This is a genomic window from Sorangium sp. So ce302, assembly GCF_051530145.1.
Classification (GTDB): Bacteria; Myxococcota_A; Polyangia; order Polyangiales; family Polyangiaceae; genus Sorangium; species Sorangium cellulosum_B.
Genome location: NZ_CP150326.1, coordinates 4,280,637 through 4,295,156, shown reverse-complemented (window position 1 = coordinate 4,295,156; position 14,520 = coordinate 4,280,637). Strand labels below are relative to the sequence as shown.

Sequence of the window (14,520 nt, the reverse complement as noted above, 5' to 3'; positions counted from 1 at the left end):
ACCGGTCCAACCAACGGGCGATGGCTCCGATGTCTCAGCACGCCGCGCCTCTGCCGCTGAACCCGTCAGGCGTCACCATCGTCGCGCCCTCGGCGCGAGCACACCGGCGATCCGAGCCCGCGGTGATTGTGCAGCGAGTCTGCCGCTCGCCGCGTGCCCACCCGCCGGGCCCCCTCTGCGACGCCGCCGGTCGTCCGTGGCAAAAGGATTTGGTTGTTGATCCTTTTATTTTCGACGTGATATAGTCCGTCGGGCTTGGCGGTTGACCGAATTATTTAATGAATTCGAGTAGTTAGGAAGCTGTACTACCTGGGCGATCGATCGCTCGCATCGCACGGACTTTGGAAGGGATGGCGATGAACCAGGCTCGCGTGGGGCTTCTCGTTGCGGCTGCGCTGGTCGCGATGCCGCTTACGGCGTTGGCTCAGCCAAAAGAGCAACCCAAGGAAATCAACCTCGACGAGCCAGAGACTCCTGCCGAGGGCACGGAGCCGGTGGAGGCGCCTGCGGCCCCTGGCGAGGGCGGCGAGACGACAGGGCTTGGGGACATCTGTGCGATCGACCCGACGGCGTGTCCCACGATCAATTTGGAGAAGGAGGCCGCGAAGGATCTCAAGAACGAGACCTACGCGGTGCAGCAGATCTACGCGCTGCGCTACCACCGCTTCGAGGTGAACCCGTACTTCGGGCTGACGATGAACGATCAGTTCGTCGGCCACAACGGGCCGGGGCTCGCGGTCAACTGGTACCTCACCAACGTCCTCGCGATCGGGGTCAACGGCAACTGGTACGGTGCCCTCAACACGCCGTCGGACTTCAACTTCCAGACGAGCAGGGCGGCGCGTATCGGCGAGCCGATCACCGAGTATCAGTGGAACGCGAATGCGAACTTCACGTACGTCCCCGCGTACGGCAAGTTCGCCGGGTTCAGCGACTTCATCTTCCACTACGACTTCTTCGTGCTGGGCGGTGTCGGCGCGATCTCGACGAGGCCCATGGCCGTCGTCGATCCCGACAACCGCACCTTCGACTGGAAGCCGAAGCTCTCGTTCCACGTCGGCGGTGGCCTCCGCATCTTCTTCAACCGCTGGTTTGCGGCGATGTTCGAGGTCAGCGACTACATCTTCTTCGACGAGCTCGAGAACCCCAGCGTCGACACAAACAACCCTCAGGACAAGAGCACCTGGCTCGCCGAGGGGAAGAGCTTCACCAACAACGTACAGGCGCAGGTCGGGCTGTCGGTCTTCCTGCCGTTCTCCTGGGAATACCGGCTGCCGAAGTGAGGACTTTGGACGCGGGGACGCGCAGACGCCGAGCGCGAGACATAGGATGATTCAGCCAAAGACGGGGACAGGCATGATGCGTCGATTCGTCCAGAGCCTCTGCACCGTGGTGGCAGGGCTTACCGGCTGTGCACTTCTGATGACGGCTGCGCCCGCGGAGGCGCAGGAGATCCAGCTCACGGGCCCTCTGGCCGGCGCGCCGGCCGTGCGGAAGCTCCGGCTCCACCGTGACGGGCGGTTCGAGGTGGCTCCAGGCGCATCGTTCACGCTGCTGGACGAGTACCGGCGGACGATCATGCCGGGCCTGCGGCTCACCTACCACTTCACGGACTGGCTCGGCTTCGGCGCCTGGGGCGGGTACGGGTTTCAGTACAACACCGGGTTGACGGACGAGCTCCAGCGCGTCGCGATCGACGGGCGTAACTGCGACACCCAGCCGTTCACGAAGGCGTGCCAGCTGACCAGGGTCAACCTGACCAAGGGCGACCTGACGAAGGATCAGCTCGGACAGATCCAGTGGGTCGCAGCGCCACAGGTCACGGTCGTTCCCTTCCGCGGAAAGCTGGCGCTGTTCGCCGAGCTCTTCGTTGACACCGACGTGAGCTTCTTCGCGGGAGCCGCGGCGATCGGCGTGAAGGAGCGCAAGGAGTGCGGCACGACCACCCAGAACGCCTGCGCGGAGACCTTCGGGCTCGAGAGCCGCATGGCCTTCGCGCCGACGTTCGGCCTCGGCTGGAACTTCTACCCGTCGGACTTCATCGGCTTCGGCGCGGAGTGGCGCGCCCTGCCGTTCGCATGGAATACTTCGGGCTTCGACAACCACGGGCTCGGAACGGACGAGGCGTTCCCCGACCGCAAGGTGGACGACAAGGACCGCGAATTCCACTTCACGAGCATGGTCACCGTGAGCCTGAGCATTCAACTCCCCACCGGCATCAAGACGACGGAGTAGACGGCTGCGCCGGCTCGCGGTGACCGAGCCGGTCCGCCCGGGGTAGCTCGGGCGGGAAGCACCCTCTGCAGGGAGCCACTCTAGCGGGGTGCAGGTTCGTGTGATACGGGCTCAGCCGCTAGGCAGGCGCGTGAGGCGTACGAGAGTACGCCGCAGCGAGCCGAACGACGCGGATGAGCCCGTAGCTCACGAAGATGCGCCCCGCTATAGATCCGGCGACGATCGCCGGGTAGCTCGGACCGGGCGGCGGGGACAGCCAGCAGAGGTCAGCGTTGGGTATTTTCGATTTTCTCCGCAAAAGCAATCCCCCTGCCGGGGGCGCCCCCTCCGACAAGAAGGTGGCCGGGCCTGCGAAGGTCGTCGCGGACAAGCGCGCTCAGACGTACGACCGCCTCGACGCCATCCAGTCGCTCGCCGCGATGAAGAGCGCGGATGCGGCGGCGGCGCTCCTCAGGCGCTTCACGTTCTCGATCGACCCCTCCATCACGGATCAAGAGGAGAAGGATCTGGCTTTCCGGGGGATCGTCGATGCGGGCAAGGACGCGGTGCCTGCCGTGGTCGAGTTCTGCATCAAGGCCGAGGCGCTCACCTGGCCGCTCAAGATCCTGCGGGCGCTGCTCGACGACACCGGGTACCGGACCGAGCTCGTCCAGCTGCTCGACCGCTTCGACACGGAGTATGCGCGCAACGTCGAGCCGAAGCAGCAGCTCATCATGGCGCTGGGCGACATCAAGGGCGACGACGTGCGGGTGGCGGTCGAGCGGTTCCTCGACGACGTCAACGAGACGGTCCGTTTCCACGCCGTGCAGACCATCTTTTCCCAGGGCGATGAGGCGAGCGTGCCAGCGCTGGTGAAGATGCTCGCGACCGAGGAGTCGGTCCGGGTGAAGAACAAGGTCGCCGAGGGGCTGATGACCCGGGGCTGGACGGTGCCGGCCGAGCTGCGGAGCAGCGCGAGCCAGGCGCTGCAGGATTCGAACGGCTTCAGCGTGGGCTCGGACGGCAAGCTCCGGAAGGGCGCTGGATACAGCTGACCCGGCGCGCATCGTGACAAGTCCGTTCGTCCTGCGATCGGGTTGACAGCATCACCGCGCGTGGACGAAACTCCACGCCATGCTTGTTCAGCCCTCGGCGGTAGCTGAGAGCGAAGCCGCGCAGACCGGCCCGCACAAGACGAAAGCGAGCGCAGTCCGTGATTGAGCACCGCTCATGGATGGCGGAGCTTCCGTCACGACCTCGTCCCCGGCGCTCCAGCGCCGCGCGCCCAGGCACGCTCGTGGGGAGCGCCCGTCGCGTCCCCCTCCGTCGCCTCCCCCTGTCACGCGCGCTGGCCGTGGCGTGCCTGCTGCCTTGCGCGCTCGCCGCGCGCAGCGCGGCCGCAGCCGACTTCGAGGTCGAGTCGACGACCGGCGTCCAGGCCTACGAGGTCGCGGGCCCCTGGGGCGACACGAACATCGAGCGGCGGCGGCTCCTTCAGACGCTGGGGCTCGCCGTCTACAACCTCCAGGGCGACTCCGCCCCAGGCGAGGCCGACTACTCGGCGACCGTGCGGCTCCGGCTCGACGCGGACTTCGGGATGAATGGCCACCTCGACGGCGCGCAGCGGGGCGGCGAGACCGACTACAGCGTCGATGGCGGCTCGCGCTACATCCCGGGGCTGCGCGAGGCGCCCCTCGATCTGATGTACGCGTACGTCGAAGGGCGGAACGTCGCCAGCGGGTGGCTCGGCTTCCGGGTCGGCCGCCAGTACGTGAGCGACGTGCTCGGGTGGTGGTCGTTCGACGGCGCGCTCGTCCGGGTGACGACGCCCTACTACGTTCAACTCGAGGCGTACGGCGGGCTCGAGCAGCGCGGCGGCCTGCCGCTCTCCACATCGCGCTTCGAGCAGCAGGGGATCTGGCGCGGCAGCCACCGAGGATTCGGTGACGACCGGACTCAACCCGGGAGCGCAGCCGATTTCCCGTCGTATCAGGAGGCCGACCTGGCGCCGGCGTTCGGCGTCGCGCTCGAGAGCGCCGGCCCGAACTACATCCACGGTCGCCTGACCTACCGCCGCGTTTACAACCTGGGAACCTCTGTCACCCAGCAGTTCCCGGATCCGGACGGAGGCGTCCGGACGTCCGATGGGTCGCGCATCTCGCAGGATCGCCTCGGGTACGCCGCCAACATCAGCAAGCCGGATCTCGGTGGCATCAAGGGCGGAGTGACCTACGACTTCTACAACCAGCTCGTCGGCTCGTTCTACGGCGGCCTGGAGGTGTACGCCGGGAGCCGCGTCACGCTGGGGGCGGACGTCGACTACTTCGTTCCGACGTTCGACGCTGACTCGATCTGGAACTGGTTCACCCACGATCCCATCACCACGATCACCGGACGGGCGGCGGTGGACATCACCCGCGAGATCGATGTCGCGGCCTGGGGCGGCACGCGGATGTGGATCGCCGAAGGCAACCCGGAGGAGTTCGGCGCTGGCCAGTGCGAGGCGGTGGAGCGACCAGGATGCGTCGGCGCGACGTCGCTCGATCCGAATGACGGCGATCTCCGCGACTACGCGCGCGACGAGAAGAACCGCGCCGCGACGATCTCGACCGATGTGCTCGCGAACCTCGCGGGCCGCTACCGCACGCGCACGACGTCGGTCGAGCTCCGCGGGATGCTGCAGACGGGGGAGCGCGGCCGGCGGACGGGGGCCGATCTCGCGGGAGAGAAGCGGCTGAGCGGGCAGCGCTACGCGCTCGGAGCGCGGATGTCGCTGTACAACTGGGAGGATCCGCTCAGGCCGGACCGGGGCGCGACGTCGTTCGGATATGTCCTCGGGGCCGGGTATCGGCCGGGCGAGGCCGCGGATTTCAAGATCGAGTGGGAGCACGACATGAACCGGCTTGTGGGCCAGCGCTTCCGGGTCGTCGGCCTCGTGAACCTGCGGGTGGCGCCGTGAGCGAGGATCGCATGGACGCAAGACAGGACGGACGCCGCCGCGCTCGGCGAGACGAGGCGAGGTTCGTCCCTGGGTGGGTCGCGATCGTCGCATGCCTGGGCGCGCTGGCGCTCGCGATCGTGGGCCCCGAGGCGGCTGCCCAGCCGAAGCCGCCGGCGGCAGCGGGAGACGACGGCGCCGAGGCGGCAGATGATGACGCGGAGGAGGGCGACGCCGAGGGAGAGGCGCCCGCGAAGGCGCCGCGCGGCGGGTTCACGTCGGGCCTCCACCCGATGCCCGCCGACGCGGAGGTGCCGCTGGCGTGGATGCCGCCTGGGACGAGCGCGACCCCGGTCCCGAGCGACGAGATCTACCCCCCGCAGACGCTGACGATCCGGTTCAACCACAAGAAGCACGTCAAGGGGCTCAAGCAGACGTGCAAATCGTGCCACGGCGCGGCCTACACGAGCGGCGCGGTGACGGACCGGCTGCTGCCGAAGCCGAGCGAGACGTGCGACAACTGTCATGATGTCGATCACTCCGACCTCACCCAGGTGAAGGCGGGGACGAACGAGAACGGACAGTGCGCGTACTGCCATATCGGGGAGAACGCTGGCAGCGACGGAAAGGTGGCGCCGCTCGTGCTGCCGCACGCGAACCTCCGCTTCCCTCATGCGAAGCACGTGAGCCGGAACATCAAGTGCAGCCAGTGCCACGGCCGCGTCGACCGGATCGAGCTCGCTACCCGAGATCAGCTGCCGCGCATGGCCGGCTGCTTCACGTGCCACAACATGAGCGGCGCGGCCCAGGGTGAGGCGAAGAGCGACTGCGACGTCTGCCACCTGACGCGCCCCGACGGGCGGCTCGTGACCGCGTTCGCCACGGGCGATCTGCTGCCGCCCGCGTGGCTGCACAGCGCGGGGCACACGCCCGACTGGCTCGAGCGGCACAAGCAGGTCGCCGCGAACGACAGCGCCTTCTGCGGGTCATGCCACAGCGCGAACTACTGCACCGACTGCCACGACGGGAAGATCCGTCCGCGCAACGTCCACCCGAACGACTTCCTCTCGATGCACCCGCAAGCGGCCCGGCAGGACAATCCTCGCTGCGTGAGCTGCCATCAGGAGCAGACGTTCTGTGCGGACTGTCACCGGCGGACGGGCGTGGCGCGCGACGCGCCGAGCGCAGCGCGGCCTGCGGGGCGCCGCTTCCATCCCCCGCCGGCGGAGTGGACCACAGCGCCGCGCAGCGCGAAGCACCACGCCTGGGAAGCCGAGCGAAACCTGAATGCGTGCGTTTCCTGCCACACCGAGCGGGACTGCGCGACCTGCCACGCGACGCGCGGGGCGTCAGGCGGGCAAGGGCTGAACCCGCACCCGCTCGGGTTCGAGAGCAAGTGCAAGACGGCGTTCTCCCGGAACCCGCGTCCGTGCCTGGTGTGCCATCAGTCGAGCGACAGGTTCGTGCAGCGGTGCCAATGAAAAGTCAAAATCCGTCAGTATATTCCTTGCCCTGGCCTTCCGGCGACGGGTATAGCGAAGTGCGCGCGGCTTCCCTAACGATCGCCGCGAACGCCAAGGAGAACGGGCGTGAAGGAGCTGATCAAGTACCTGATCGACAACCTCTATCTCGATTTCCAGGGGGAAATCACGCTGGAGACAGTGCGGGGCTTCCTCCGCGAGGACGACGGACGGGATGCACGCCAACTTTTGTCGAAGCTCATCGAGGAGAAAGGGGTAGACGACATGCTGATCACGCTGGCCGACTGTCTCAAGGAGCACATTCAGTCCGGGGTAAACGAGAAGGTCGTCCGCGAGCAGCTCTCGCTCTATTCCGAGAGCTGAGCACGCTGGCTCGCGCGACACGCCTTGCTCCCCTCCCCCTCTGCCTGCAGGCGGCCCTCGCGACGGCCGGCTGCGACGTGGGGGAGGCCACGCTCCAGCCGATCGACGCCCCTCCTGTCCAGCTGATCGAGGCGCGCGCCACGACCAGCCTCGACCAGAACTACCAGCCCGTCCGCACCGCGCTCGATCCCGCCGGCACGACCGAGGTGCTGTCGACCGCGAGCTTCGTGCTGAAGTTCGATCGTTACCTGCTGCCGAGCTCGGTGAGCGCCACGGTCGGTGCCGAATCCGTGTGTGTCTCGGGCGATCTGGCCACGGTCCAGACCTACGCGGACTGCGTCAATCCGATCGCCCTGGCGCCCACGTACAACCCTGTCCAGCGGGAGGTCATCTTCCGCCAGATCGAGGGCATGCCGGGCCTGGTTCCCGGGACCCGGTATGCGCTGACGGTCTTCAAGCCGGCGGACGAGGCTGCGCTGTCCGGCATCCGCGCGTTCGACGGCGCGTCCCTCGGCGGCAACACGCGCATCGAGTTCTCCGTCGCGGCGACGAACCCGCCTCAGGCGATGCCGGAGCGCCCGCCGAGCGGCGACTTCTACTGCCAGCGAGACCTCGAGTGCGTCGCGGAGATGTGCGCGGACGATCCGGTGTGCAGCGTCTGCGTGAAGGGGGCCGCGTACTTCCTCTCCACCTGCGTTGGGTGCCACTTCGACGGAAGCGCCGCCGCAGGGCTGAACCTGAACCTGGGGGGGCCGATGTTCAACCGGATCGATGCGCTCCTCGACACCGCCATCGGGCGCACCGCGCACCAGACCCAGATGGGCGAGAAGGCGCACATGGGGGAGGCATCCCCGGAGCGCTTCGGCAGGGCCATGCCGCTCATCGATCCGGGAAACCCGGGGAACAGCTACCTGCTCTACAAGATCCTCATCGGGCAGAGCGCGTCCGACCCCTCCTTGTCCGCCGATGCGGCGGAGAAGCTCCGCCAGGAGACCGAGCGGCTGCAGGCGGCGTTCGTGGTGGGGATGCCGATGCCTCCCCCGCCTTCAAACCCCGTGTTCTGGTTTCACCCCCAGAGCCCCGAGACGCCGGACGATCCGGACGTCACGCCGTACGTGGACGGCATCGATATCCTGTCCGCGTGGATCCTCAACGGCGCCGCGCCGCGAGACTGCTCCGCCCCGGTTGCCTCGCCCTGACGGCGCCTGCGCGCCGTCACATCACGCAATTCCGCCCGGCCTTCTTCGCACGATAGAGCCGCTCGTCGGCGCGGCGGTAGAGCTCCATCGGCGAGACTGGCGCGTCCGGCGTGACGCCGGCGACCCCGAAGCTCGCGGTGACGGCGACCTCGCCGTCCTCGAAGCGGAACGGCGTGCGCTCCACGAGCGCGCGCAGCTTCTCGGCGACCAGACGGGCGCTGTCGAGGGCGATCTCCGGCACGAGCAGGGCGAACTCCTCCCCGCCGACGCGCGCGAGGATGTCGTCGCGGCGGACGTTCGCAGCGGCGAGCGCGGCCATCTGGCGGAGCACCGCGTCGCCCGTGAGGTGCCCGCGGGTGTCGTTGATGTTCTTGAAGTGATCGATGTCGAACATGATGAGCGCGAGGTGGCGATGGTAGCGACAAGCCCGCGATACCTCGCGCTCCAGCGCGACCTCGAAGGAGCGCTTGTTGTGGACCTGCGTCAGACCGTCGAAGGTCATCAGCCGGTAGATCTCCTCGTGATACGAGAGCTCGACGTTCCCACCCTGGATGAACTTGAAGATCGTCCGGCCGATCTTCACCTGGTCACCGTCCTTGAGGGCGCGCTCATCGACGGAGACGTCGTTCACGTAGGTGCCATTGGTCGAGCCGAGATCGCGGACAACGTAGCTCATCCCCGTCCAGGAGATGCGCGCATGACGACGGCTCACCGCGTCGTCGTCGAGCGGGATATCGGTCTGTATCGCGCGCCCGCACTCGATCGCCCCGGTCCCTAGCGCGATGCGGCGCCCGAGCTCGGTGCCGTAGATCACCACCAGGCACGCGGTGCCCGGCGCCACCGGCAGCACCGGCGGGGCGATCGCGGTGCAGGTGACGAGCGTCTGCCGATGATCGTTCTCTTGCTTCGCCACGCTAGGGGACCCAAGTACACCAGAGCCGACGTGCCAGGGCAACGCGCGTCGCGCGTCGGACATGGTAGGCTTCGGCAATGAAACACTGCGGTTTCGCGCAGATGTGCGTCGCTGCCACGATGGTCGCCGGGCTCGCCGTTCCTCTGAGCGGGTGTGGCACGAGCTCGCCCCCGATCGACGAGGGCGACGCCGCGCCCGCGCCGCAACAACCCGAGACCGTCACGAGCTTTCCGGATGCTCCGCCGCTCCCGGGCGAGACCGAGTGCAAGGTCGTCGTCAAGACGGGGATCCCCGTCACGTCGGCGCAACACGTGGTCACGTGCGCGCCTGTCCAGTACGCGACCAACCCGCCGAGCGGCGGAGATCACTGGGGCCTGTGGGCCGAGTACAAGCGCTTCGAGTCCGAGGTCCCGCGCGAGATGTACGTCCACAACCTCGAGCACGGCGCGATCGTCCTCGCGTACCGGTGCGCCCCGTCCGGCTGCGCAGAGGTGAAGGCGGTGCTGGACAAGGTGCGGGCCGAGGCCGCCTCCGATCCGAAGTGCCTCCTGGTGCCGGGAGGGCCGGAGGCGCGGCTCGTGATGACGCCCGACAGCGCGCTGGACACCCCGGTCGCGGCCGCGGCCTGGGGCGCGACGTACACCGCGACGTGCCTCGACAAAACGTCGCTCGCGCGCTTCGTGGCGGACCACTACGGCATGGGCCCGGAAGACACGTGCAGCGACGCGGGGGCCGTCGATATCGATCTGCCAGATGGCGGCGCGCCGAGCTGCGGCGACGGATCGGGCGGAGGCGGAGGCGGAGGCGGGGCGGGCGCGGCGGGGGGCGCTCCGCCGGATCCGTAACCGGGTTGACAGGTGGCTCCTCGCCCGGGAGCATTCCGGGGATGAGCGAGCCGTCGACCGTGACACCTCGGTTGGCAGAGCGCTTCCGGCTGCTGGACGTCGCGGGGTCCGGCGGGTCGGCCGAGGTCTGGAGGGCCGTCGATCAGGAGCGCGGCGGCGTGGTGGCGCTCAAGATCGAGCCGCGCGAGCGCGGAGCGTCCGCGGCGCAGCGCGCCTCCGTGCGGCGGGTGCTCGGCCGCGAGGCGCTGCACGCGGCGCTGGCGCTCTCGCCGCGGCTGCCGGAGCTCGTCGACGTCGGCTGGCTCGCGGCGCCGTCTGGCGTCGCGCGCGTCGCGCGCGTCGAGGGCGCCCCCGGCGAGGAGGGGCGCGCGTTCGTTGCGATGCGCTGGATCGAAGGGCGAGCCGTCGCCGACGCCCTGCGCGGGCTGCCCCCTGGCGAGCGCGCGGCGCTCGCGCTCGCCGCCGCGCGCGACGCGGGCGAGGCGCTCGCCGACCTGCATGGCATCGGCCTGGCGCACGGAGATCTCAAGCCGGAGAACCTGATCCTGACGCCGGAGGGGCGGATCGCGGTGATCGACCTGGGGCTCGCCTGCTCGATCCACGAGACGTCCGTGGACGGGGCGACGCTGCGGTACATCGCGCGCGGGGACGCGGAGCTCGGAGACGCGCGGGCGAGGGATCTGCTCGCGCTGGGGACGCTGCTCGCCGAGATCGCCTTCCCCGGCGTGGCGGACGCGGACGATCCGATCGGAGCGGCGCGGGCCGCGGCGGCCGCGGAGAGCGCGGCCGGGCCGACGCTCGACGCGATCTGGCGGGCGCTCCTCTCCCCCTCACCCGCGGCGCGCCCGTCGTCCGCGTGGGTCACCGAGTCGGCCCGCGCCGCGATCGCCGGCGCGCAGCGCGCGCGGCCCCCGTTCGCCTCGCCCCCGGGGCGCGCCGGCCGCGATGCGGGGGCGCCCGGCGCAGAGCGCGATCGAGAGGACCGCGACGCGCGCCGCGTGCGCGCCGCCTACCTGCGCCTGCGGCGACACGAGCTCGAGGCGGCGCTCGGGGTGCGCGACGATGTCGCCCCCTGGCTCGTGGACGCGTTCGCGGTGGTCGAGCGGGTGCGCGCGCTCTCCGGCGCGTCGCTCCGCGCGGGCGACGGCGCGGCGCGCGTGGGCCCGCCGCAGAGCGACGCGGCGTGGCTGGGGCGGCTCGGGCCGGACCGCGTCGCGCGGTGGCTCACCGCGCTCGCGGGGACGAGCGCGGCGGCGTGGCCGATGGGCCGCTCGCGTCTGCGCCGGAGAGGGCGCTCGCGGACGCGCTCGTCGCGCTCGCGCGGCAGGTCCCGCCGCGCGCCTGGACGTTCGCGGACGTCGAGGCGGCCGTGCTGGGAACCCCGGGGAGCGGCGCGCGGCGGCGGGCGAGCGTGGCGCCGAAGGACCGCGGAGCGGCCGAGGGCGCCGCCGAAGCGCACGCCATCGACGCGGCGGAGGCGGCGGCGCTGGCGCTCGCGATCGCGCGTGTGCCGCCGGATCCGCTCGCGCTCGAGGCGATCGAGCAGCGCGACGACGCGCCGGCCAGCCTGGTCGTCGCGGCGGCCAACGCGCTCCGGCTGCACGGCGACGCCGGGCGCGCGCGGAGCCTGATGCTGCGCTCGTGCGTGCGAGGCGCAACGGAGGCCGCGGCGCTCGCGGCCGAGGTGCTGCGGCGCGCCGGCGATCGCGCCCTCGCGGAGGAGCGCGCGCGCGCCGCGATCGACGCCGGCGCGGACCCGGAGGGGCGCGCGCGCGCGGTGCTCGCGCGCGTCGCGATCGACGCGGGGGCGCTGGAGGCGGCCGACGCGCTCGCCGGGGAGGCGGTCACGGCGCCGCTCTGCGAGGTGCGCGCGTTGCTCGCCGTGCTGCGCGGCGACACCGCGCGGGCGCTGTCGGAGGTGGCGCGCGGCGAGGCGCTCGCGAGCTCCGTGGAGGAGCTGGCGCGGATGGCCGCCGTTCGCGGCTATGCGTGGCACGCGAGCGATCCGGAGCGCGCGCACGCGTCGTTCAGCGCCGCCGTCGACTACGCCGTCCGCGCCGGCGCGGTGGTCGAGGAGGCGACCTACCGGACCGGCGAGGCGGCGGCGGCGGTGGATCTCGGCGATCTCGACGGCGCAATCGCGACCTCGACCCGCGCGGCGCTGCTCTGGGAGCACCTCGGCCGGCCGGCGCAGGGCGCCCGGGCGCTGCTCGCCTGCGCCGCCGCCTACGCCACCGCGGGCCTGGTGCACGAGACCTGCCGGACCGCCGAGGACGCCATCGCACGGGCCCGCGACGCGGGCGACGCGAAGGCGGAGGCCTACGCGCTCTGGGCCATCGCCGACGTGGTCGCCGCGAGGGGCGACGGCGGCGTAAGCGCGGACGTCGGATCGCACGTCGACCCGCGCGCGGCGGCGGCGCGCGCGGCGGCGCTCGTCGCCGGAGGCTCCGCGGACGACACGCTCCGGGCGGCCGCGCGGCTCCTCCGCCACGGCGCGAGCGAGCTCGATGGAGCCCGCGTCGAGGAGCTCGATGAGCTCGCGAACGGCCCGGAGCCCGGGGTGGCCTCGCGGCTCGACTGGTGGGGTGCGCGCGCCGCGATCGCGCTCGCCACGGACGACGTCGGCGCCACGATCGCGCTCGCCGCGGACGACGTCAGCGCCGCGCTCGCCGCAGACGACGCGCCGCGCGGCCCGGCGGGCGCGTCGGCGTGGCGCGGCCGCAGCGACCGCGTCCTCCCAGCGATCGCCGCGCTCGCGGGCGCCCGCGCCCCGATCGCGGCGCGCGGCCCGGCGCTGGCCGCGGCGCACGCGCTGGCCGTCAGGGCCGGGCAGACGGACGTCGCGCACCGGGTGCTCGCGGCGCTCGCCGACGCCGCGCGCGAGCTCTGCGGGCGCACCGCGGGCGCAGGCTCGGCGGGCGCCTCCGCTGCCTCACCAGGGGCGTCGGCGCTCTCCGGCGCGGTCCGGTCGCTCCCGTGGGTGGTCCGCGCGCGGGCGATGCCGGAGAGCGGGCTTCGGCCCGAGCAGGCGCGCGATCTGGAGGCCCTCGTCGGCGCGCTCGGCGAGCGCGAGCGGCTCGCGCCGCTGCTCGACCGGGTCGTCGACGCGCTCGTGCTCTGGACGGGGGTCGAGCGGGGGCTCCTGCTTTTGCGCGCCCCGAACGGGCGCCTCGTCCCGCGGGCCGCGCGCAACCTGGCGCGCTCGCGCCTCGGCGCGGAGCAGCTCGCGCTGTCGGAGACGCTCGCGCGCCGCGCCCTGGAGGCGCGCGAGCCGGTGGTCGCGGTCGACGCGGCGGGGGAGCTGCCGAGCGTGCATCACAGCGTGCACGCGCTGAAGCTGCGGAGCGTGCTGGCCGTCCCGCTCGTGGCGCGCGGCGAGGCGCTCGGCGTCGTCTACCTCGACGACCGCGTGCGCCGCGGCGCGTTCGGCGCGCAGGAGCTGCGGTGGGCGCGCGCCATCGCGTCGGTCGCGGCGCTGGCGATCTCCGACGCGCGCGCGCAGGTCGAGCTGCGCCGCGCCGCGCGCCGCGCGGAGCGCGCCTCGTCGCGCCTCGCCGAGGAGCTCGCGCGGCGCGAGGCGGAGCTCGACGCCGCGGCGATCGAGCTCGCCAGGGCGCGCGGCGGCCGCGACACCCGCTACCGGTACGACGCCATCATCGGCGAGAGCGAGCCGCTGCGCGCGATGCTGCGCCTCGTCGATCGGGTGACCGCCTCCGAGGTGCCGGTGCTCGTATGCGGCGAGTCCGGCAGCGGCAAGGAGCTCGTGGCGCGGGCCATCCACCACAACGGCCCGCGCGCCGCGCACGCGTTCGTGAGCGAGAACTGCGGCGCGATCCCCGAAGGGCTCCTCGAGTCGGCGCTCTTCGGGCACGTGCGCGGCGCGTTCACGGGCGCGGATCGCCCGCGCGCCGGGCTCTTCGAGGTGGCCGATCGGGGCACGCTGTTCCTCGACGAGATCGGCGAGATGAGCCTCGCGATGCAGACGAAGCTGCTGCGGGTCATCGAGGACGGCCTCGTGAGGCCGATCGGCTCGGAGCGGACGCGCAAGGTCGACGTGCGCGTCATCGCCGCGACCCACCGGGATCTGGAGGCGCTCGTCCGGGCCCGCGCATTCCGGGAGGATCTGCTCTACAGGCTGAACATCATCACGATCCGGGTGCCGCCGCTGCGCGAGCGCGCGACGGACGTGCCGCTCATCGTCCAGCACTTCGTCGAGAAGCACAGCCGCGGCCCGGTCCGGGTCACGCGCGGGGCGATGGAGCGGCTCTCGGCCTGCGCGTGGCCGGGCAACGTGCGCCAGCTGGAGAACGAGATCCGGCGGGCGATCGTGCTCTGCGACGGGACCATCGATCGGGAGCACCTCTCACCGGAGATCGCGCACGGCGGCACCGCGACGCCCCGCGAGCTCGGCCTCAACGTCCGAGCGAGGATCGACGCGCTGGAGACGGAGCTCGTGCGCGACGCGCTCGAGCGCACGCGCGGGAACCAGACGCAGGCCGCCAAGCTGCTGGGCCTGTCCAGGTTCGGCCTTCAGAAGATGATCAAGCGGCTCTCCATCGAGGCGTGA

General features: G+C 71.3%; 11 protein-coding genes. 10 read left to right on the top strand and 1 reads right to left on the bottom strand.

The window, feature by feature from the left end; genetic code table 11:
* Positions 1–356: 356 nt before the first annotated feature.
* The 7 genes from WME73_RS16425 to WME73_RS16395 all read left to right on the top strand — a co-directional run bounded on the left by WME73_RS16425 (position 357) and on the right by WME73_RS16395 (position 8,195).
* Positions 357–1,283: an outer membrane beta-barrel domain-containing protein gene (locus WME73_RS16425; protein WP_437746390.1), complete on the top strand. Its 927-nt coding sequence runs from the start codon at positions 357–359 to the stop codon at positions 1,281–1,283.
* 73 nt (positions 1,284–1,356) lie between these two features.
* On the top strand, positions 1,357–2,235 hold the full coding sequence (locus WME73_RS16420) for a hypothetical protein (protein ID WP_437916301.1): 879 nt from the start codon (positions 1,357–1,359) through the stop codon (positions 2,233–2,235).
* 272 nt (positions 2,236–2,507) lie between these two features.
* Complete coding sequence (locus WME73_RS16415; protein ID WP_437552765.1) at positions 2,508–3,269, top strand: HEAT repeat domain-containing protein; 762 nt, start codon at positions 2,508–2,510, stop codon at positions 3,267–3,269.
* 299 nt (positions 3,270–3,568) lie between these two features.
* Positions 3,569–5,173, top strand: coding sequence for a hypothetical protein (locus WME73_RS16410; RefSeq protein ID WP_437916300.1), 1,605 nt, complete (start codon positions 3,569–3,571; stop codon positions 5,171–5,173).
* 11 nt (positions 5,174–5,184) lie between these two features.
* Positions 5,185–6,633 (top strand): cytochrome c3 family protein, encoded by a 1,449-nt coding sequence (locus WME73_RS16405; RefSeq protein ID WP_437746387.1) that lies wholly within the window; start codon positions 5,185–5,187, stop codon positions 6,631–6,633.
* Between the two features lie 108 nt (positions 6,634–6,741).
* Complete coding sequence (locus WME73_RS16400; protein ID WP_437746386.1) at positions 6,742–6,996, top strand: hypothetical protein; 255 nt, start codon at positions 6,742–6,744, stop codon at positions 6,994–6,996.
* 77 nt (positions 6,997–7,073) lie between these two features.
* Complete coding sequence (locus WME73_RS16395; RefSeq protein ID WP_437746385.1) at positions 7,074–8,195, top strand: hypothetical protein; 1,122 nt, start codon at positions 7,074–7,076, stop codon at positions 8,193–8,195.
* 16 nt (positions 8,196–8,211) lie between these two features.
* Here WME73_RS16395 and WME73_RS16390 read toward each other — a convergent pair whose 3' ends face one another.
* Positions 8,212–9,108, bottom strand: coding sequence for a diguanylate cyclase (locus WME73_RS16390; protein WP_437746384.1), 897 nt, complete (start codon positions 9,106–9,108; stop codon positions 8,212–8,214).
* 77 nt (positions 9,109–9,185) lie between these two features.
* Here WME73_RS16390 and WME73_RS16385 point away from each other — a divergent pair, with 77 nt between their 5' ends.
* From WME73_RS16385 to WME73_RS16375, 3 genes are read left to right on the top strand one after another with little or no spacing between them, the layout of a single operon-like run.
* Positions 9,186–9,953: a DUF3105 domain-containing protein gene (locus tag WME73_RS16385; RefSeq protein ID WP_437916299.1), complete on the top strand. Its 768-nt coding sequence runs from the start codon at positions 9,186–9,188 to the stop codon at positions 9,951–9,953.
* 41 nt (positions 9,954–9,994) lie between these two features.
* Complete coding sequence (locus WME73_RS16380) at positions 9,995–11,584, top strand: protein kinase domain-containing protein (protein WP_437916298.1); 1,590 nt, start codon at positions 9,995–9,997, stop codon at positions 11,582–11,584.
* On the top strand, positions 11,584–14,520 hold the full coding sequence (locus WME73_RS16375; protein WP_437917399.1) for a sigma 54-interacting transcriptional regulator: 2,937 nt from the start codon (positions 11,584–11,586) through the stop codon (positions 14,518–14,520). The genes WME73_RS16380 and WME73_RS16375 overlap by 1 nt, the downstream gene beginning before the upstream one ends.